Source organism: Pedobacter chinensis (assembly GCF_003339865.1).
In the GTDB taxonomy this organism is placed as follows: domain Bacteria; phylum Bacteroidota; class Bacteroidia; order Sphingobacteriales; family Sphingobacteriaceae; genus Pedobacter; species Pedobacter chinensis.
Genome location: NZ_QPKV01000015.1, coordinates 1 through 20,956, shown reverse-complemented (window position 1 = coordinate 20,956; position 20,956 = coordinate 1). Strand labels below are relative to the sequence as shown.

At 38.0% G+C, this 20,956-nt stretch carries 17 protein-coding genes; 10 read left to right on the top strand and 7 right to left on the bottom strand.

Annotated features, from left to right (window positions below):
* Positions 1-5 precede the first annotated feature (5 nt).
* From DU508_RS22370 to DU508_RS22340, 7 genes are all read right to left on the bottom strand, one after another.
* The gene (locus tag DU508_RS22370; protein WP_317047858.1) at positions 6-1,001 is read right to left on the bottom strand and encodes a lipopolysaccharide biosynthesis protein; all 996 of its coding nucleotides are present in this window, start codon (positions 999-1,001) and stop codon (positions 6-8) included.
* 136 nt (positions 1,002-1,137) lie between these two features.
* Positions 1,138-3,675 carry a polysaccharide biosynthesis/export family protein gene (locus tag DU508_RS22365; protein ID WP_115404975.1) on the bottom strand — a complete coding sequence of 846 codons (2,538 nt, stop codon included), beginning with the start codon at positions 3,673-3,675 and terminating at the stop codon, positions 1,138-1,140.
* A 685-nt stretch (positions 3,676-4,360) separates the two neighbouring features.
* Positions 4,361-5,497, bottom strand: a complete 1,137-nt coding sequence (gene gmd / locus DU508_RS22360; protein ID WP_115404894.1) for a GDP-mannose 4,6-dehydratase — start codon at positions 5,495-5,497, stop codon at positions 4,361-4,363.
* Positions 5,498-6,975: 1,478 nt separating this feature from the next.
* Entirely contained in the window at positions 6,976-8,259 is a 1,284-nt protein-coding gene (locus DU508_RS22355) for a nucleotide sugar dehydrogenase (protein ID WP_115404893.1), read from the bottom strand.
* Between the two features lie 109 nt (positions 8,260-8,368).
* The gene (locus tag DU508_RS22350; protein ID WP_115404892.1) at positions 8,369-9,007 is read right to left on the bottom strand and encodes a DUF6266 family protein; all 639 of its coding nucleotides are present in this window, start codon (positions 9,005-9,007) and stop codon (positions 8,369-8,371) included.
* A 415-nt stretch (positions 9,008-9,422) separates the two neighbouring features.
* A complete protein-coding gene (locus DU508_RS22345; protein ID WP_115404891.1) occupies positions 9,423-10,409 on the bottom strand; it encodes a 2-hydroxyacid dehydrogenase in 987 nt (328 codons plus the stop codon).
* Between the two features lie 78 nt (positions 10,410-10,487).
* On the bottom strand, positions 10,488-11,627 hold the full coding sequence (locus tag DU508_RS22340; RefSeq protein WP_115404890.1) for a hypothetical protein: 1,140 nt from the start codon (positions 11,625-11,627) through the stop codon (positions 10,488-10,490).
* A gap of 365 nt (positions 11,628-11,992) precedes the next feature.
* On the opposite strand from DU508_RS22340, the gene DU508_RS23950 reads away from it, so the two are divergent.
* From DU508_RS23950 to DU508_RS22295, 10 genes are all read left to right on the top strand, one after another.
* The gene (locus tag DU508_RS23950; protein WP_158542233.1) at positions 11,993-12,181 is read left to right on the top strand and encodes a hypothetical protein; all 189 of its coding nucleotides are present in this window, start codon (positions 11,993-11,995) and stop codon (positions 12,179-12,181) included.
* 70 nt (positions 12,182-12,251) lie between these two features.
* Positions 12,252-13,919, top strand: a complete 1,668-nt coding sequence (locus tag DU508_RS22335) for an ATP-binding protein (RefSeq protein ID WP_233509710.1) — start codon at positions 12,252-12,254, stop codon at positions 13,917-13,919.
* 8 nt (positions 13,920-13,927) lie between these two features.
* The gene (locus DU508_RS22330; protein WP_233509709.1) at positions 13,928-14,596 is read left to right on the top strand and encodes a response regulator; all 669 of its coding nucleotides are present in this window, start codon (positions 13,928-13,930) and stop codon (positions 14,594-14,596) included.
* An 811-nt stretch (positions 14,597-15,407) separates the two neighbouring features.
* Entirely contained in the window at positions 15,408-16,469 is a 1,062-nt protein-coding gene (locus DU508_RS22325; RefSeq protein WP_115404888.1) for a type I restriction endonuclease, read from the top strand.
* 104 nt (positions 16,470-16,573) lie between these two features.
* Positions 16,574-16,948: a DUF6804 family protein gene (locus DU508_RS24400; RefSeq protein WP_115404887.1), complete on the top strand. Its 375-nt coding sequence runs from the start codon at positions 16,574-16,576 to the stop codon at positions 16,946-16,948.
* Positions 16,949-16,952: 4 nt separating this feature from the next.
* Positions 16,953-17,360: a hypothetical protein gene (locus DU508_RS22315; protein ID WP_115404886.1), complete on the top strand. Its 408-nt coding sequence runs from the start codon at positions 16,953-16,955 to the stop codon at positions 17,358-17,360.
* Between the two features lie 6 nt (positions 17,361-17,366).
* On the top strand, positions 17,367-18,695 hold the full coding sequence (locus tag DU508_RS22310; protein WP_115404885.1) for a beta-carotene 15,15'-monooxygenase: 1,329 nt from the start codon (positions 17,367-17,369) through the stop codon (positions 18,693-18,695).
* A 241-nt stretch (positions 18,696-18,936) separates the two neighbouring features.
* Positions 18,937-19,581, top strand: coding sequence for a hypothetical protein (locus tag DU508_RS22305; protein WP_199562767.1), 645 nt, complete (start codon positions 18,937-18,939; stop codon positions 19,579-19,581).
* An 11-nt stretch (positions 19,582-19,592) separates the two neighbouring features.
* Positions 19,593-19,802 (top strand): hypothetical protein, encoded by a 210-nt coding sequence (locus DU508_RS22300; RefSeq protein ID WP_115404883.1) that lies wholly within the window; start codon positions 19,593-19,595, stop codon positions 19,800-19,802.
* Positions 19,790-20,293 (top strand): thermonuclease family protein, encoded by a 504-nt coding sequence (locus DU508_RS22295; RefSeq protein ID WP_233509708.1) that lies wholly within the window; start codon positions 19,790-19,792, stop codon positions 20,291-20,293. The genes DU508_RS22300 and DU508_RS22295 overlap by 13 nt, the downstream gene beginning before the upstream one ends.
* Positions 20,294-20,956 lie beyond the last annotated feature (663 nt).

The following is a 20,956-nucleotide window of genomic DNA, read 5'->3' as shown; positions in this document are numbered from 1 at the left end:
TTCTATTATTTAATATAAATTGATTTTAATGCCCTACGCAAGGTTAATATAGCAATGCTCAACAAACCGGCTAAAGCTCCACCAATTAAAATACCCTTTGCTTTACCAATCCTATTTATTTCTAAAGGGAAAACCGGTTCATCAACAACTTGAATTAGTGGTGTCTCTTTTCTCAAAGAAATCTTGGAAAGCTCAAGATTCTTTACAAGTTCAGAAAGGATTGCCCTATTTGTTTCTGCAGAAAATTGAGATCTTTGTATTGGTGCTGTCCGTTGTACTTGTCGAGTTGGATTTAAATTTGGGGTAGCATCAGCAACCAAAGCTGCCGAGTATATTGCTCCATTCATTACGCTTCTTACAGAGTCGGTTTTTTGCTGAAGAATAGCTACATTATCTTTAGCTTTCTTAGTTTTAGTTTGTACATAAAAATCATTTACATTTTTAACGATCTGTTCATTAAATGATTTGGCAAAAATCTCATCTTTAGATACAACCTCTGCTTTAATAATACTCAGTTTTTTATCTGGTTTCACAACATTTAAATAATTCTTATTGATATCCGTAACGATTACTCCTATAATGCTATCCTGAACCCGAGAAAATTTATTTAAATTCTTTTTTGATGTATCTCTGGTGGAAAACCTGATACCTTGTAATTCTGGTTTTCCAGACCATTTTTCTCTCATTTTATTGAAATCAATATAACGATCGATTAACAATTGATTTTTATTACCAATAGCCACACTGGTTAAAAGTGTTTTTTCTATCATTTTTCGTGACTTATATAATTCCTGAATATTGTCTCCTTGAAAAATATTACCGCCCCCTGAACCTAAGTCAATTCCGGCGATGGATGCTAAGCCAGCTATAGATCCAAATCCGCCACTACTTGATCTTTCATCTTCCAAAACAAATGTTGTAATGGCAGTATAGGTTGGTTTTTTCAGATAAGAATAAGCTAAGCCTACCCCCCCCCCAATTAGGCCAGATAAAACAATCACTCCCCATTTGGTTAATAGGTAATGGTATAACATGCTGATTTCCTCAGCCATTTCCTTTAATGATATCTCTTTTGACAAATGAGGTGGATGGTTTATATTTTCCGAGTTCATTTATATTTCTTAAGTTCGATTAGAATTATCTAAGCAATGAAACTATAATTGCAGCCAGCGATGCCACACCGGTTCCAATTCCTATCCAAGCCTGCGCACTAATTTTTTCTCGTTCTGCCCTTTTCGGCACTAATATTTCTGCCCCGGGTTTTATAACGGGATAATTATTGAAGAACAAAAATTTACTAACCGCAGCTGCAGATCCATTAGCATATTTCACATAAGTTCCTCCTTTACGGGCATTTGTCGTAAATCCTCCGGCACCATTGATGTATTGTTTTAAGCTTTTACCCGATAAATAAACAATACTGTTTGGATTTAAAACTTCTCCGGTAACCTTTACGGTTTGCAGGGTACGGGGCACACGGATAATATCACCATCTTCCAAAATCAAATCTTGTTTAGATAAGGGAGATTTTAAAATTTTTACCAAATTTATCCCCACCAAATCACTTTGAATCAGTTGCTGCTCAACTTCGATAGACACCGTATCTTTTGTTCCCGCTTCCTGTAATCGCTTTAGGTTTAATAGCTTTTTATTTTCTTCTTCTTTTAAATTAATGGCATTTTTATCATTAGGTCGTTCTAACGCTGGACCTGGTCTTTTTAAAGAAGCACCATCGGCATAGGCAGAAGAAGTTAATCCGCCAGCACGTTTAATCAGTTCTGAGATATGTTCATCTTTACGGGTAATGGTATAAGTTCCTGGATAAACAACCTCACCTTCCAGTTTTACTTGTTTTTGTACGGTATAACCTTCAGCATTTCTAACAGAGATAATATCAAAGGGTTTTAATATAAAAGGGGCTCCCTGTAATTCCAAATTCCTATCCACATTTACCGTAAATACCTCAGCAGTTCGTGCAGACGAAGAAGTTGCGTCACTATTTCTGACCCGACGCGATATTTCTATGCGCTCGGGAGTTGCGCCTTCTTTAAAACCACCTGCCATTTGAATTACAGATTCTAAAGTCATATTATCTGCAAAATTAAAAGTACCAGGCGCCCGAACCTCTCCCTGGATATTAACGATATATTCATCTCTTAAATCAAACAAAGAATTGATGGTTATCTTATCTTCACGTTGCAATGGAATATCAGCAATACTTCCTGATATAATTTTTGCAACATCAAATGAAATTAAAGATTCGGAATTATCTGGATTTAACCTGGTGATATATCCTCTGTTTAAAAATGCATCTTCTGTTAATCCATCAGATTTATTGATTAAGCCCTTTAGCGTTAATCCTTTATCCAATTCATATATTCCTGGTCTAAATACTGCTCCTGAAATTTCAACCCTGTTCTCAAAACGGTCTAATATGGTTTCCACAATAAACTTATCTCCGTTCTGGGGAAAATATGAATTAAAATCTACAGCGGCTACATCTGTTATGCGGCGCTCTTTTGCCGTGTTTTGTAGTATTTTGATTTTTCCGGTATAAGCCTGGTTACTAAAGCCACCGGCAAAATTTAATACTTCCTGTAATGTTTCTCCTTTAACAATTTCAAATAAGGCAGGTATTTTCACTTCTCCGGTAACCTCAACCCTGGTTTGGTATACTGGTATATTGATCACATCCTGATCCTGTAAACGGATATTGCCCTTTTGTATGCCATTACGAACAAAATCATACACATCAATGGTGCTAACCACTTTATTATTTCTTACCACTTGTATATTACGGTAAGTACCATTTTCATTGGGGCCGCCAGAAGCATTTAAGGCTGTAAAAACGGTTGCCAGTGACGGTAAAGTATAAGTTCCTGGTTTTACTACAGCTCCTGTGAGTACCACCCTGATACTGCGGATATTGCCCAGATTTATGGCCACTTGTGTTCTGCCTGTTCTTAACGCAGGATATGTACCTGACATTGCATTTCTGATTTTTGAAATCGCCTGCTCTATGGTTAAACCACCAACAGAAATCAGACCTACATATTGTAGCCTGATTGTACCTTCCGGACTAACTTTTAGCTTATAATCCTGCTCATTGTCTCCTGTTAAATCAATTAATAACTCATCATCCGGTCCAATGATATAACTTTTTGGAGTTGCCATACGTAAATTCGGTTCAAAAGTAATGTCTCCGTTTTTAAACAACTCCGAACCAAAAATTTTGGGCTTTAAACCTTCAAAAATATCTTTTGCATCTGGCTGCTGTGGCTCAATTAAATTCTTATTGGGTTTATTTGATTTGTTTTCAGTAGTATCTGCCTTAATATTTTCATATCTTCTTGACCTATCCGATTCAGTTTCCCGACTTGATTTATTATTATTATTTTCTTTATTATTATTATTATTTCCTTCCTGTTTTCTTATCTTTTCTACCCTAATTCTCAGTTTTGAAATTTCTGCGCTACTCATGCCTTGTGCCGCAGCCAATTGTTCTAACTGAGCATCATTATAACCGATTGATTCTGCTCGCTGAATCAATTGCCTGATTTGAGTATCTGACAATTCATCAACTTTTACATTTGCATAATTCGTTTGGGCAAATGACGCCTCGCGGATAAAAAAAGAGAGGAAAATCAATAATAAGGTATAAAATTTCAACTTCATGGAAAGTGGTAGAATTTTCTTTTTAAATTTTACGGTATAAAAGATAGTATTTGTATTATTAAACAAATAGGTAGCACAACAATTGGCTACAAACATACGGAAATATTTAGTTTGAAAGCACTTCGGTAAATTCTTCTGCCTAAATTAACTCCAGAATAATTTAAAAAATTGTGCAATTTTGAAAAAATTAAGCTCATTAACACTTCCTTTATAAATTATACTAAAAATACCTTAATGTTTTATAAGAATAGGGCCAGCATGTTTCTACTTTAACTGCTTTGAGAAACACCTGAGCATTATATCCGGTCAGAAGAGCCCACTTAATGAGATTATAAATTGACTTGCATTAACCATTAATAGAATGAGAATTAATTTTTCCTTTTATTATTATTATTTACCCACACATACCTGTTGGCCATGCATTTTGGACACCAATAAATACGGATGGGTAAAAAGCCAAATACTATTTTAAACAATTTACTTCGTGGAACTTGATAATGAAATGGAGCATTGCATTTTCTGCAAGTATAATCTAGATAGCTCATATTTGGTATAGATAATTATATAGCCTTAAGTTTTAGCCCATATAAGTTTAACACCAGAAATAAGCCATAATTATGCCAAATTCAAAAAAATCCACTTAATAATTTACTAAAAACTTATAATCAGGCACTTAAATTTATTTTTACTCGAAATAGTTAAGTGTCTTAAAATTTCCCCGTTTCAAATATTCATCTTTTTTCATCAAATGTAGATCAGATTTCATCATATCCTCTACCAATGCCTGAAGATCATATTTTGGCTGCCAGCCCAGTTTGGTTTTGGATTTAGTGGGATCTCCCAACAGCAAATCAACTTCTGTTGGCCTAAAATATTTAGGATCAACCTTTACGACAGTAGTGCCTAAAAACAACTTCTCAGGGTTTAGACCCAAACTACTAATCAACTCCACATCTAAACCAACGATCACACCTTTCTCATTTTCATCTTTTCCTGAAAACTCAAGATCAATCCCCAGTTCGGCAAAGCTCATTTTTACAAAGTCACGAACGGTAGTGGTAACCCCTGTAGCAATTACAAAATCTTCTGCTTCTTCTTGCTGTAAGATCAACCACATGGCTTCAATATAATCTTTCGCATGCCCCCAATCTCTTTGTGCAGATAAATTACCAAGATAAAGGCAATTTTGAAGGCCTAAAGCTATTTTACATGCTCCCCTTGTAATTTTACGGGTTACGAAAGTTTCGCCTCGTAAAGGACTTTCATGGTTAAACAAAATACCATTACAGGCAAACATGTTATAAGCCTCACGATAATTTACTGTGATCCAATAAGCATACATTTTAGCTACAGCATAAGGCGACCTGGGATAAAACGGGGTAGTTTCACTTTGTGGAACAGCTTGCACTAAACCATATAATTCCGAAGTACTGGCTTGATAGATTTTCGTTTTCTTTTCCAAACCTAGAATTCTTACCGCCTCTAAAAGTCTTAACGTACCGATCCCATCCGCATTTGCAGTATACTCAGGCATTTCAAAACTGACCTGAACATGGCTCATGGCCGCCAGATTATAAATTTCATCTGGTTGTGTTTCCTGAATGATACGGATTAAATTGGTAGAATCAGTTAAATCACCATAATGCAATTTAAAGTTCACATGGTTTTCATGCTGATCCTGGTAGAGATGATCGATCCGATCAGTGTTAAATAAAGATGAACGCCTTTTTATACCATGCACAAAGTAGCCTTTTTTGAGCAGAAATTCTGCCAGATAAGCACCATCTTGTCCTGTAACGCCTGTGATAAGGGCAACCTTCATAAATTATTTCGTAGATTTTGAGCATGCAAACATACATAATTATTTATAGGTAAAAAAACTGTCATCGATACAATTGGCATTTTTCCTAATCATAAAGAGATAGTTCACTGATAAAACGCCTGTTTTTGCGGAGTGAAGAAAAGGTATGTGTGGCGGAGTGAAGCAATCTTTCCAATACTGCAAATTGAGATTACGACGGCAAAAGGGATTGCTTTGTCGTGCCTTCTCGCAATGATGACAATGGGAGAGAACGCCCATTAAACCACCCCTTCCATTACACCACCTTCACACCCCCTCCTTAAAAAAGGAGGGGAGTTCCCCTCATGGCGCATGAGTAAATCCCCCTATCCGCCTATCGGCACCTTTCCCCTTGAAGGGAAAGGACTCGTAAAAGAACTGGGTTGCAAATCCGCCCTCAACCCAATAGCGACCGCCAAACAGCGAAAGCTTTAAGGTTTCCGCCTGCGCGGAAATGACGTTGGTGTACTAGGCTTCTTGCATGAAACAATCCCCGTTACGCATTCTCCGGCATAGGAAATGATGGAAGGATAGGCCGTTGAAACTTGTGCAGTTCCATTCTGATTTACAGGCACAAAACAGCGGTCAGTCCGATCCTTCATCGGACATCATCCGCTGTTGCCATTAAAGTTTCGATATTAGTAAATAGCTCCCTCCCTTTAAGGGGAGGGCTGGGGAGGGGGCCAAGCCTTGACTTTTGTTAAACTTTGTGTCAAGACAAAGTTTAGAGCCCTTCCGGCGGCGAGGAAACTCCAAAAATCATTGGCAAAACAGATGCTCGTCATTACGCTCCCTCGCAATGAGGATAATACGAGAGCACACAACAAAACCACCCCTGCCAACTCACCACCCTTCACACCCCCTCCTTAAAAAAGGAGGGGAGCTTCCCCTCATGGTTCATCAGTAAATCCCCCCTATCCGCCTATCGGCACCTTTCCCCTTGAAGGGAAAGGACTTGTAAAAGAACTTATTGATTTTTGTTTTCGCCTGCTGTTCATTGATGAAAAATTGTTGAAACACTCGTCATTGCGAACGGAAGAAAAGGATATGCGAGGTGGCGTGAGGCAATCTTTCTAACTAAAATTAGCGTGAATCAACAACAGACAAAACAGATTGCTTAGTTGTGCCTCCTCAGCAATGACGACTTATAGATGAACCTATAAGAGACGCCTGGTTCTGCGCCCCGTGCTCCGGCATAGGAAATGATGGAAGGATAGCTGTTGAAACTTGTGCAAACTCGTTCGAATTTGCAGGCACAAAACAGCGGTCAGTCCGATCCTTCATCGGACATCATCCGCTGTTGCCATTAAAGTTTCGATATTAATAAATAGCTCCCTCCCTTTAACGGGAGGGCTGGGGAGGGGCCAAGCCTTGATTTTTGGCTACCTTTTTATCAAGAAAAAGGTAGGAGCCCTTCCGGCGGCGAGGAAGTTCAAAAATCATCGGCAAATAGCTAATTACTACAACCTCGCATCAACCAGATTACGATCAATAAATGATTTCGTATCAAAAATGATGGCACCTGATGCTTTAAAAGCTGCATAATCTAAATCAAGAAATTTCTGATGGGAAACGGCCAGTATCAAGGCATGATATTGCTGAAAATTTTCTTTTTCTATCAGCTCAATTCCATACTGTGTTTTCACTTCAGCAGCATTTGCCCAAGGATCATAGACATCAACTTCAACACCAAAAGCCTGGAGTTCACTATAAATATCAATTACTCTCGTATTTCTGATATCCGGACAATTTTCCTTGAAAGCAAAGCCCAATATCAGCACCTTTGCTCCGTTTACGATCTTATCCTTCGCCACAATCATTTTAATTACCTTATTCGCAACGAACATGCCCATATTGTTGTTCACTCTCCTTCCGGAAAGGATCACTTCTGGTTTATACCCTAAAGATTCAGATTTATGAGCCAGATAATAAGGATCAACACCAATGCAATGCCCCCCAACCAGACCAGGCTTATAATTTAAGAAGTTCCATTTAGTTGCAGCCGCGGCAAGTACATCCGAGGTATCAATATCCATCTTATCGAAAATCAAAGCCAGCTCATTAACAAAAGAAATATTGATATCACGCTGAGCATTTTCTATGGCTTTGGATGCTTCTGCAACCTTGATACTCGGTGCAAGATGTGTGCCTGCGCCTATAATGGAAGAATATAGCTCATCTATTTCAACTGCTATGGCTGGTGTAGAACCTGAAGTGACTTTCTTAATTTTGGTTAACGTATTGATTTTATCACCAGGATTGATCCGTTCAGGAGAGTAGCCGCAAAAGAAATCCTGGTTATATTTCAATCCGGAAGCCTCTTCCAGCACAGGCACGCAATCTTCCTCGGTACATCCCGGATACACAGTTGATTCGTAAATCACAATATCTCCTTTTTTCAGAACACTGGCGAGCAATTTGCTGGCAGACAAAAGCGGCTTGAGATCAGGTTGCTTGAGGTTGTCAATGGGCGTTGGAACAGTAACGATATAAATATTGCAATTAGCGATATCTTCTGCCTTTGAGCTTAACAACAGGCCTGCAGACTCATTATGATGACTAAAAACGTAGCTAAGATCAGCCAGGTTTGCTTCATTGGTAATATCATTCAGGTCATTTAAAGCATCAACCCGATTCACATTAATATCATAGCCAATTACTTTATATTTTTTAGCAAATTCAATCGCCAGAGGCAAACCGACATAACCTAAACCAATAACAGCGATTTGCTTTCCTTTATTCATAACCTGATGTTGAGCAGGCAAAGATATAGAAAATCATAATTCCTGCTCAATAAGAAAAGTCATAACAAATTCCATTAACACGACGACTCGCTATTTCGTTCGATATTCATTAATAAATAATTGAACCGGCGTATACACTATTTGAAATATTTTCCCGGTCATCTGCTATGAAAGAAATCCAAGTGTGAAATGTTTTCCCCTTTTCATGTTCGTTAATTTCAAGCATTTCAGTTTCAGTTTTTCTTTTCGCTCCACTCAGCATATAATAGGTCATGTTACTCTCCTCGTTAAAAGCAAGCAACATAACCTGATCATATGCACTTTGATGGTTTGAAAGCTGTTGTTTGTTCCATGTAAAGCGTAAGCCATGTTCTTCGGCCAAAACCTGCGGTTCTTCGGCACCGAGCAGGTTTCCATGGGATAAGCGAATTTTGGAATAATCAATCTGATTATTCTGGTTGAATGCATGTAACATGTTGTAAGACTTCGCTGCATTATGAGCTGACATTCTTTTTGCCTTGGCCTCAAGATGAAAGCCTACCCGAACAAAACCGAGAGTTGCTGCCAAAAAATGTTGCATCAAGGTAAACTTACTCCGACATTTATTTTGATCGGCCGTTCCCTTTTTGTTCTTTTTACTGGACTTAGGTAATCCTTTTATTACCCATTTTCCATTTAGCTGGTAGCCAATTACACTTCCAACTTTTCCGGTGAAACCACCGTTTACTCCATCATTTAATATTGCCATAATTTTTGAGATTATGGGATGATTAATCTAAGATAATAAAAGTATGATAGAAAGATAACGATCTGCATAAATTTTATTCAGGTTTGCGATGGATTTGCTTCGGGTAGGATTGTCACACGTCCGAACCAACTCCGAGCCAAGTGCGTCTAAAGCCCCTGATAAAGGTTAATATCGAATCATGGTTGACTCAACAACTCTATCTGCTATTGACGATATTCTGCGGGCACACCGGAGGTTTAAGATAAAACTTTGTTGAGATTCCCGTCATTATGAACTGAAGAAAAGGAATGTGCGTTGGAGTGAAGCAATCTGCCCTGCCAGGTGTTCAGTTGAATCATTGAAAGATGGCTTTCCTCCAAATGCATAAGCAGTTGACCCTATCGGTTGGTGTCACACCAAACCGAAATTAAATCAGTTATGCCTGTACTTCATTCATGAGCGGTAATCCTGATTCATAAGCATCGGCATTGGCAAAAGTGGTCGTAGCAATCTGTTCCATGGCCTCTTTGGTAAAGAAACCCTGATGAGAAGTAATCAGCACATTTGGAAATGAAATAAGTCTGGAAATCTGATCGTCCTGAATCACATCTTCCGAAAGATTTTGGAAGAAAAGTTCAGATTCCTGCTCATATACATCCAAGCCCAGGTAACCCAACTGGCCCGACTTAAGCGCTTCAATTACATCTTGCGTGGCAATAAGCCCACCTCTGCTGGTATTGATCAACATCGCCCCTTTTTTAAAAAGTGCGAGTGTGGTACTGTTGATCATGTGATGGTTGTCATCCGAAAGCGGACAATGCAGGGAAACTACCTCCGCCTCAGCAATTGCCTCTTCTAATGTGCCGTATTTTAACCCTTCATTTATCAGTGATTCATCAGGGTAGGGATCATAGGCCATAACCTCACAACCGAAACCCTTTAATATTTTATAAAAAGCTTTGCCAATATTGCCTGTTCCAATCAATGCCACTTTACAATGGTGCAAATTAAAGCCTATCAGGCCCTCAAGTGAAAAGTTTCCCTCCCTTACCCGGTTATAAGCTTTATGTGTTTTCCGGTTCAAAGTGAGCACCATGGCCATGGCATGTTCAGCCACCGCTTCGGGCGAGTAAGCCGGCACCCTCAGCACCTTAATTCCGGCTTCACTTGCCGCAGGCAAATCGACATTATTAAAACCAGCACACCTTAATAAAATAAGTCTGACCCCATTTTCTTCCAATGCGGCAAATACTTCCGCATCTGCCCTGTCATTTACAAATAAACACAAAGCGTCAAAACCCTGGGTAAGCGCTACATTCTGCAGGCTTAGGACAGCCTCAAAAAACACCAACTCATGACCACTGTTATATTTTTCAAGAAATTCCTGATCATATTTACAGGTACTAAATACTGCGATTTTCATATAGGATTTCGATTTGCTGTAAGATACTCATATAAAATCTTACATTAAAATCCATACACAGATCGAAATGGCAACAAGTCAAGCCTGATGCGACTGATTTTTACTTCTCCTGAAATAAATGACCACAAGCATTGAAAAAAGAAGAAACAGAGTCAGGTAATAAAGCCATCCCAGTACACTAGATAAAAAAACGGTTCTGGTTATATTCTTATCCAAGATATAGGGCGTTAATGGCCTGAGTCTTTTAAGGGTATCCACAGGGTGCATCCCACTATCCGTAAAGAACTCCGGTTTCCCCTCAATTTTAGCATACCACACCTTCCCTAAATCGCTCTTGGTCAGCTTTTCCGGATGCCTGATTTTCTTCAAACGTTTTAATGTTTGAAGGTTTAACGGAATGATGGAAACATTGTCCATTAACACATTGCATTTTGTTGGCTCATAATGGCTGCCCGTCCAATACATGCAATGCTCATTTGCCAAAGGCAATCTGATTTTAGCGATGCTTTCCTCCCATAAATAAAAAGCACCACGACCGGCAAGAAGAACAATAATGCAAATGATGATGACTATTGGAAGTTTATTTTTGGATGTCTGGACAGGTGCTATCTCGTTGTTACCTGCATTGGCAGTAATGGCAGAACCTGGTTCGGTTCCTGTTAAGAGGGTTTGAATTTCTTTTGAAGCCGATTGGCCTCCTGTTTCCGTTAAGACATCTTGGGTATGGCTCTGCCCTGGAATATCTGCCTCTATCTTTTCTTTATCGCCAACCTCCTCCTGATTAGCATCATCATCCCGTTTTTTATTAATATCTGTTCCCGTTTCAGTTATAGGAGGTTGTTCAGCTTCTGCTTCGGGTTGTGAGTAAAAGCTCTTATAATAAGAAGTACTCGGCCTGGGTTGAAAATCTATCAGCCAAGCTATCAGCTCAATATATTTAATACTAGGATTTTCAACTTTTCCCTTTAGGATTTTAGGTAACTGCCGGAATTTTATGGCAAAGGATTTCTCTAACAAATCAAGGCATTCTTGCTCTGTATCACCAAAAAAAGACCTAATTATCTCATCATCTTTAGAAGAATGTCTTTTACGATAGCTATAAATGCATTCTTCTCTTAAACTTCCGGGAGTAGGATCCAATAAATTTGGAGAAAGACTCCCGTCATTTATTCTTTCTTCATAATAGGATAGCACTACTTTTTTATAATCTTCAGGCATTTTCAAGAGCATTAGTCTATAAAAGTAAGAGGATTTTCTGAGACTTTTAGAGTACAATCAGTATTTGAGAACAACAATCGACACAAAAGGATTTTTCTTAATAACAAGCTAATTACAGCCCCATCTTTGTTTCCGAAATCAGGACAACCATTTATTCATAATCGTATAAATGTAAAGAAAGATTTCAACAAGAGCGGATATCGCGGTAGTTCATAACCGGTTTGGGAAGCAGTTAAAAAGCTCCCGCGATGGAAACTCATCACTTCCCAAAAATTTCAGAAGGCCTTCTGATTTGCAATTGTAGCAAGCCCCGCGAATGGTTCGCGGGGAACTACTGAGTTTATCATTTCTAAAATTTTTGAATCATGTTTTTACCCCTATTTATTGCAATTTTATTAGGATTAGTGAATCCCTCAACCACCAATACGCACTGCGCCAGCAGTACCACCACTGTAAATGTTAATGGAGATCCAGGTGATGAGGATCCAGGTAATGAAGATCCCGGTGACGATACTGGAGGAGAACAAGGGCATATCCCACCAAGAAATCCATAAATCTGTAACAAAAGGGCGGTCAGTATTATACACCGCCCTTTTTGTTATATTTGGAAGAAATATTATCCTCTTGAAAAATCATATTCTAATTCTTCTGCTTTCGATTAGTCTTTTTGCATGTAAAGACAAAATATCCAGCCCTGTTTCAACAAAAGATATTGATTTTGATAAGGGAGAATCCCTGATTTATAAAAATAACGATTCTGCGTTTATTTATTTCAATCGGGTAGCTACTGGTAACAAAGATAGTCTGAGGGTTGCAATGTCTTATAATTATATGGCCATTATCCAATCGGATGCAGGCGATTATTTTGGTGCTCAGGAAAGTCTTATGCTATCTTTAAAATTTCTTAACGAAAGTAAAAAATCAGATTATAGTTGTTTGGCTTCTAATTATAATGAACTGGGGGCAACCAATAACAATTTACGGAACTATGATTTGGCCTTAAATTATTTCAAAAAAGCCATGCAGTTCACAACTAATGACTTTTTTAAACTAGTCATATCAAACAATATGGCTTTGTCGTATCAGAAATCAAAACGATACAATCAAGCCATACAAATCTACCAACAAATCATTTCTCTAGAAAACAACAACAAAACAGAATACGCACGCATCTTATCCAATATTTCCAAAACCAAATGGCTTCAAAACCCAAATTATAACGCTGCACCGTATTTATTAAAAGCACTAAACATCCGCAAAAATGAAAATGATGAATGGGGACAAAACGCCAGTTATGCGCATTTATCGGATTACTACAGTAAAAAACAGCCAGACTCCGCTTTGCTATATGCTCTTAAAATGTATTATATTGCTCAAAAATTAAAAAGCCCGGATGATCAATTAGAAGCACTACAAAAACTCATCAAACTCAGTCCACCCAACGCTACCAAACAATATTTCGAAACCTATCAACAATTGGCCGATAGTGTTCAAACCGCACGAAATGCAGCCAAAAACCAATTTGCCCTGATTCGCTATGAAACCGAGAAAAGCAAGGCTGATAACCTTAAACTTCAAAAGGAAAATACCGAGAAAAAATATGAGATAGCCACTCGTGAATTTCTCCTTGCCGCTGGCTTTATCTTATTTATTGCAGTAAGCATTATTGCTATGCTCTGGTACCGGAAGCGTAAACAAAAAATCGAATCAGAAGCGAAAACGGCCATTCGCGAAAGCCAGCTGAAAACCTCTAAAAAAGTGCATGATGTGGTAGCCAATGGGTTGTACCGGGTAATGAGCGAAATGGAAAATCAGGAACACATCAATAAAGATTCAGTACTCGACAGGATTGAAGATCTGTATGAAAAATCACGCGACATTTCCTATGAAGAGCCGCTCAGGAGCAATCAGCCATTCCATGAAAAGATAGCCGAACTGCTAAAATCTTTCGCTACTGAGAATACCCATATCGCTATTGCCGGAAATGCTGCCGAACTATGGGAAAAAATAAACCCGAATGTGCAATATGAAGTAGAACACATTCTGCAGGAATTGATGGTTAACATGAAAAAACACAGTGCCGCCAGTAAGGTGGCGGTGCGGTTCGAGCAAAAGGAAAATCAAATCAATATCTTCTATACTGACAATGGCCTCGGCATGAAAGCCAGCACCACCTTTAATAATGGACTAAGGAATACGGGAAACCGTATAAGTGGAATAGGCGGTGCCATTAACTTTGACACCAAAGCAGAAAAGGGACTTAAAATTCAACTTTCTTTTCCTTTATCTTAAATTGATTAATGATGTTCAAAAGAGTATTAATTGCAGAAGACCACGAAAGCACCAGTATTTCTGTAAGAAAAACATTGGAAGATTTTGGGATTACCCGAACAGAATATACCTATTATTGTGACGATGCATTGATGCACATTAAAAAAAATATCCATGATGATCAACCCTTTGATCTGTTAATTACCGACCTTTCTTTTGAGGAAGATCATCGTGCTCAAGTCATTAAAGATGGTACTGCTTTAATCAATGCAGTCAAGCAAATCCAGCCAAACATGAAGGTTCTGGTATTCTCCGCAGAAACCAAAACAGCCATTATCGATTCCCTTTTTAAACAAACGGGCATCAATGCCTACGTTCGTAAAGCACGTCACGATGCCAAAGAGCTTAAACTGGCCATTGAAGCCCTTGCCCAAAACAAGATTTATATTTCATCCGATCTCCGCCAATCGCTCAGGCAAAAGAATACCTACGAATTTACAGATTTCGATATCACCATTATTTCCCTGCTTTCTCAGGGCACCTTACAAAAAGATATCCCTACTTATCTGCAGCAGAACAATATTAAGCCATCTGGTTTGAGTAGTGTAGAAAAGCGCCTCAATTTAATGAAAGAAGTATTAGGATTTTCCAAAAATGAGCAACTTGTGGCGTATTGTAAGGATTTCGGAATTATTTAGAACCCTTTAAACAGTTTCTTAATCTAAAAATTGATCAGGGATTAATCTGCGAGATTCGCGTGATCAGCGGGCGAGATTTTTTCCCGCGGATTGCACAGATGACGCAGATTTAATAGCAGCGGAGTTAAAGTGTTTGATCTGTGAAGATACAGGAAGTGTTCGGCCGGTTCATGATAGGTTCGATCATGGAACGACTCAGTCTCTTCACAGTGGTCTAAAAAGACGACAAATGGGAACCAAAGCGGTCGTCATTGAAAAACGATCGTTCATCGTTTTGTGGCAATCTCACTGTTTCAATTCCATTTACCAAATAGCCCAAAAACGATAACTTTCTGAAGGAGATTCACTGTGACGGTACCATTACCAAGGTTTATTCTACCCAATGCCGGGGATGGTACGTCATTTCTTAATCTAAAAATTGATCAGGGATGAATCTGCGAGATTCGCGTGATCAGCGGGCGAGATTTTTTCCCGCGGATTGCACAGATGACGCAGATTTAATAGCAGCGGAATTAAAGTGTTTGATCTGTGAAGATACAGGAAGTGTTCGAAAGATTCATGGTTAGTTTGTTCAGAGAGCGGCTCGGGCCGTGGTACGTGTCCTCACTAACCACCAGATGTAAAAACAAACAAACTATTTTAAACAATTTCCTAAAGGCTCTGTCAAGGTGCCATTATCATTTATTCACGATCAAATTAATTTATCCAATAAGCCACTGGGAATGAATCACTACGCTTTACGGTTTCCCGTAATAAAAGTGATTGAAGCTGTTATACATTTGATTAAACAAACTAATCAACCCCAACTAAAATGGATCTTAAATTAAAGCTCGAACAGCTACATCAAAGAGTAGTCGGATTAAAAGACCAGATTAATACCGAAGAGGCTACAAAAAACGCCTTTGTAATGCCTTTCATTCAAATTTTAGGTTACGATATATTTAATCCTACAGAAGTGGTGCCTGAACACATTTGTGATATCGGTACTAAAAAAGGAGAAAAGGTAGATTACGTGATTCGCAAAAACAATGAGCCCATTCTCATTTTCGAATGTAAACACTGGAAAGAAAGTGCCGATGCCCATAACTCTCAGTTGCATCGCTATTATCATGTTTCCAAAGCCAGGTTTGGCGTACTAACCAATGGTACTGTATATAACTTTTATGCCGATCTGGAGAAACCAAACATCATGGATGAGAAGCCTTTTCTAACTATTGATATAGAAGACCTGAAAGATAATGCCATTAAAATCCTGCAGAGTTTTACCAAAAACGAATACAACCTGGAAGCCATTCTGGATTCGGCCGAAGGACTGAAATACATTAAAGCCATCAGGAAAGAATTTGAAAAAGAGATCGATCAACCTTCTGATGAAATGATCAGGTTGTTGGTAAACCGTTTCTTTGATAAACCTTTAACAGCAAACCGGATGCTGGTTTTTAAAGAATATACCAAAAAGGCCTTAACCATTTCAATTAACGAATCCATTAGCGATCGACTGAAATCAGCCTTAAACATGAGTGAAAAGCCTGAACCACCAAGTGATATCAAAATCAATTCAATTGATGAAAATAATGAATCCAAAGTGGTTACCACCGAAGAAGAGCTGGAAGCTTTTCAAATTGTGAAAGCAATTTTACGCGAAAAGATTTCTGCGGTACGCATTGCCGCCAGAGATACCCAATCTTATTTCGGGGTTTTATTAGATGATAATAACCGGAAACCCATCTGTAGATTCCATTTCAATACCACAAACAAATACCTCGAAACTTTTCATAACGGAAAAGATGCCGGAGAGAAAAAACTGATCAATAGCTTGGATGAACTATACGACTACAGAAACCAATTGCATCAAACGGTAGAAAATTATTAGTAACGCTTTGCTCTCAACTAAATGTCGGGATTGCCGCTAAGTCAATAGTTCAGGCAAAAAGCAATCCCGCATTTTGAAAAAATAACCTTTAAAATTTAAGTGATATGAAATTCCTGTTTATCTGCTGTGCTGTATGTTGTTTCATTGCTATAGTAAAATTGCCGATTGAATATTATACATTTCTCAGAATTATAGTTTCAATAAGCGCAACCCTGGCAATCTACCATTTTATAAAACTTAAAAATATTACACTTATCGTTGTTTTTACAATTATACTTTTTCTTTTTAACCCTGTGTTCCCTTTTTATATGTATAAAAAAAGCATCTGGATTCCATTCGATATTATAACCGGAATACTGTTTTTGGTCGTATTCTTTTTGAAAAAAAAGATTGTCGTAAAAGAAAAAGGAATCAAGAGCCTCCCGCTAAAAAAAACATATATCAGAGACAGGATTATTTTACCCAAAACTAAAAACTAATTATATGGAGATTATTCAAGTACCAGAAAAACTTAAAGCTCATTTCCTGAGACTTTACCAAATGGCAATTTGCGATGAAGACTTTAGCGCACTCGAACTAAAAATGTTATACAAATTTGCAGAGGAAAGGGGTGTTGCGGCAAAAAGCCTCGACCAAATTCTTCTTAAGCCCATTGATTCAAAAAATACTTTACCCAATGTTCTGGAAGAAAAAATAGACTATCTCTATGATTTAAGCGTGATGATTTGGGCTGATAATGAGATCGATGACAATGAACGTTCTGCCTTACAAAAATACATCAAACTTTTTGGTTTTGTTGATGAAAATATTGTTGCACTTGCCGACTACTTTTTGGAATCTGTGAAACAAGGTAAAACCAAGAATGAAATTATTAACGAACTTCAAAATTAAAGCATTATGACCAGTCAAATTAAAAATTTATTCCGCCTTAAACCTGTAACTGAATCTTCAGATGAAAAAGATGAAGTGATAAAAAATCAAATTGGAGAAACAGAGGAAGCAAGAAAAAGAACTTATCATGAAGCAGGTTTCAGAGATGGCTCTAGAAATATTGGTGGTTCACAAGCTCTATCTATATGTTTAGATGCAATATATGCCAAATTCCAAAATGAAGAAAAAGAATTGGTAGAAAAACAAAGACAGATTAAAGAGCCATACATAAATGAGCAAAAGAATAAAGAAACTGAGATAAAAGCACTTACCGTAACTAAAGAGAATAAAGAAGAACAAATTAATAGAGTTAACGATAACATTAGATCAGTAAAAGATAACATTGAGAGCTTAAAATTTGAAATTAATGACTTAGCCCGAGATCCAGAAAAATACCACATCAACGCAAAAAAAGGAGCATCCACCAAGTTTTGGATTGGTATGATCATTCTTATTCCGATAAGTTTATATTTATTTACCTTTTATATTTCTACATCATACTCCGCTTTCTTCAAAACATTTGATCCTGATAGTAATTTGATGATGAATGTTCTTGATCCTAAAGCATTTGATAAGGCTTGGGAGGACGGAACACTAGAAGGAGCTTTTGTAACGTTGATCCCATTTGTATTCTTGGGGTTAGGATTTTTAATTCACATGTTTAGTGAAAGTAAAAGTGCGATAAACTACATTAAAATTGGAATTTTAGTTCTAATCACATTTGTGTTTGATGCAATCCTGGCTTATCAAATTGAAGAAAAAATTTATGATATGAATAAAACCTTCAATTCGCTCCCATTTGACTTGCCCACAGCTTTTACTAAAATTCAATTTTGGGGCATCATCTTCGCTGGTTTCATGGTATATGTGATTTGGGGTTTAGTGTTTGATTTTATAATGAAAGAACATAAAGAAAAAGACAAGATAAAACATGAACAGCAAAGGAGACAAAAGGATATTCTCATTCATCAGGAAAGGATTTCAGATCTTGATAAACAAAAAGACGCCGTTATCTTAGAATTGAACAGCATTAAGGAACTTATTGCTAAATCAAATGGAAGAATTTCGGAGCTACAGAGAATAATTGACGCGGTTATTATCCCAACGAAAGAATATGTGCTGTATGCCTCTGAATACGTACAGGGCTGGATAACATTCATCAGTGAAAAATTATTCGTATCGAAAACGGAGACACAAAATTTAGTGAAAGAATGTATTGATGTATATAAAAATCACTGTGAAGGAGTTGGAGCTAGTGCAGACTCGCAAAATTCGGTTTATTTATCTGTAGTTTAAGGCCATTACCATGAAAATCAAATTTTTACTTTTAATTCCTTTCATAGCAATCAGCTCAAGTTTCACAAAAGAAGAAACAAAGGAAAATCAAACTGCATCACAGCAAAAAATAACATCTCAAAACCTAAACATCAGTTTTTTATTGGATCTTTCCGATAGAATTGACCCGAAGAAATATCCTGGATACTATCAAAGGGACATCCAGTATATCAAATCAGTAGAGAAAGCGTTCCTTTCCAATGTGAAGCAGAAAAAAATAATAACCCTGAATGATCAGATGCAGGTTTTCTTTGACCCTCAACCGAAAAGCTTCGAAATAAATGAACTTAGCAAGCAGTTAAAAGTAAGTTTTGATAAATTCTCCAGCAAAAAGGATATAGATAATGTAGATAAAGTCTTTTCTGAGATTCCAGTAAAAATTTATCAATCCGCAATTAAAGACGGGCAGTATATCGGTTCTGATATTTGGCGGTTCTTTAAAACTAAGGTTCATGATTATTGTATCAAAGATAAGCACAGAAATATTTTAGTCATCATAACAGATGGCTATATGTATCACAAAGACAGTAAATTAATTGACAAAAACAAAAGCTCTTATATTACACCTGCATTTATTCAAGCCAAAAAGCTTACAAGCGCTAATTATAAATCAATTATTCAGAATAATCAGCTTGGTTTTATACCTGCAACCACCAATTTACAGGATTTAGAAGTTCTTGTTTTAGGAATCAATCCTTCCAAAAAAAATCCTTACGAAGAAGACGTAATCAATCAATATTGGACTGATTGGTTTAACGCAATGAATATTAAAAAATTCCAGATCAAAACAGCTGATCTGCCTTCAGATTTAGATCCTGTAATACAAAGAATTATATTAGGAAAATAATTTTACATCCCATGAAAACCCTCTCCCTATTTATTTTCTTTCTGACCAGTATTGCCTGCAAAGAAAGCACGACCGTTTACCTTTGTAACAGTGAAGGCGGCAAGAAATACCATTACAAATCCACCTGCCGGGGCTTAAGCAATTGCCAGCGCAAAATTATCGAAACCACTTTGGATAAAGCCAAAAGCCAGGGTAAAACACTGTGCGGATGGGAAAAGTAACCCTGCTTCTGCTGTTACTCTGGTTTCAGCCGGTTGCCGCCACGAACAGGAGTGAAGGCCCGGTAAACAAAACTTTCATGGCGAAAGTCGTCCGCATTATGGATGGCGACACCATGGAAGTTTTATATCAGAATACACCCGTTAAAATCCGTTTAGCCCATATAGATTGCCCTGAAAAAAGAGGATCGCAACCTTTCGGAAACCAGGCTAAAGCAGCCTTGTCCAATTTGTGTTTCGCACAACAAGTTACCGTTTACGGCGAAAAATACGATCGATATAAAAGACTGATCGCCGTTGTGGTTAACAGTAAAAAACAAGTCATCAATCAGGAAATGATCAGGCAAGGCATGGCCTGGCATTTCAAAAAATATCCTACCGATACCTTATATGCGCAATTAGAAATGATGGCCAGAAAAAATAAAACAGGTTTGTGGCAGGATGCGCATCCGGTAGCACCCTGGGAATGGCGAAAACCACACCTGAGAAACTAAAGTCTTACTTGTTTCGCCTTTATAATTCCTGTTACGCATTCTCTGGCATAGGAAGTTCTAAAAATCATTGGTTAAAACCCCTATCCGCCTATCGGCACCTTTCCCCTTGAAGGGAAAGGACTCGTAAAAAGAACTTATTGATTTTGGTTTTTCGCATGCTGTTCACTGATGAAAAATTGTTGAAACACTCGCCATTGCGAACGGAAGAAAAGGATATGCGAGGTGGCGTGAGGCAATCTTTCTAACTAAAATTAGCGTGAATTAACAACAGACAAAACGGATTGCTTCGTCGTGCCTCCCCGCAATGACGACTTATTATAGATGAACCTATCAGAGATGCCTGGTTCTGCGCCCTGTCCTCCGGCATAGGAAATGATGGAAGGATAGGCCGTTGAAACTTGTGCAGTTCCATTCGGATTTGCAGGCACAAAACAGCGGTCAGTCCGATCCTTCATCGGACCTCATCCGCTGTTGCCATTAAAGTTTCGATATTAGTAAATAGCTCCCTCCCTTTAAGGGGAGGGCTGGGGAGGGGGCCAAGCCTTGATTTTTGGCTACCTTTTTATCAAGAAAAAGGTAGGAGCCATTCCGGCGGCGAGGAAGCTCTAAAAATCATTGGCAAAACAGATGCTCGTTGTTACGCTCCCTTGCAATGACGATAAT

What these genes read in the sequence shown, in the direction of transcription:
- DU508_RS22355 (WP_115404893.1), bottom strand. Translation starts at nt 8,259, where the DNA reads ATGAATAAAGGAAAGCAAATCGCTGTTATTGGTTTAGGTTATGTCGGT.
- DU508_RS22295 (WP_233509708.1), top strand. Translation starts at nt 19,790, where the DNA reads ATGGGAAAAGTAACCCTGCTTCTGCTGTTACTCTGGTTTCAGCCGGTT.
- DU508_RS22300 (WP_115404883.1), top strand. Translation starts at nt 19,593, where the DNA reads ATGAAAACCCTCTCCCTATTTATTTTCTTTCTGACCAGTATTGCCTGC.
- DU508_RS22345 (WP_115404891.1), bottom strand. Translation starts at nt 10,409, where the DNA reads ATGAAAATCGCAGTATTTAGTACCTGTAAATATGATCAGGAATTTCTT.
- DU508_RS22340 (WP_115404890.1), bottom strand. Translation starts at nt 11,627, where the DNA reads ATGCCTGAAGATTATAAAAAAGTAGTGCTATCCTATTATGAAGAAAGA.
- DU508_RS22325 (WP_115404888.1), top strand. Translation starts at nt 15,408, where the DNA reads ATGGATCTTAAATTAAAGCTCGAACAGCTACATCAAAGAGTAGTCGGA.
- DU508_RS22365 (WP_115404975.1), bottom strand. Translation starts at nt 3,675, where the DNA reads ATGAAGTTGAAATTTTATACCTTATTATTGATTTTCCTCTCTTTTTTT.
- DU508_RS24400 (WP_115404887.1), top strand. Translation starts at nt 16,574, where the DNA reads ATGAAATTCCTGTTTATCTGCTGTGCTGTATGTTGTTTCATTGCTATA.
- DU508_RS22330 (WP_233509709.1), top strand. Translation starts at nt 13,928, where the DNA reads ATGATGTTCAAAAGAGTATTAATTGCAGAAGACCACGAAAGCACCAGT.
- gmd (WP_115404894.1), bottom strand. Translation starts at nt 5,497, where the DNA reads ATGAAGGTTGCCCTTATCACAGGCGTTACAGGACAAGATGGTGCTTAT.
- DU508_RS22315 (WP_115404886.1), top strand. Translation starts at nt 16,953, where the DNA reads ATGGAGATTATTCAAGTACCAGAAAAACTTAAAGCTCATTTCCTGAGA.
- DU508_RS22350 (WP_115404892.1), bottom strand. Translation starts at nt 9,007, where the DNA reads ATGGCAATATTAAATGATGGAGTAAACGGTGGTTTCACCGGAAAAGTT.
- DU508_RS22310 (WP_115404885.1), top strand. Translation starts at nt 17,367, where the DNA reads ATGACCAGTCAAATTAAAAATTTATTCCGCCTTAAACCTGTAACTGAA.
- DU508_RS23950 (WP_158542233.1), top strand. Translation starts at nt 11,993, where the DNA reads ATGTTTTTACCCCTATTTATTGCAATTTTATTAGGATTAGTGAATCCC.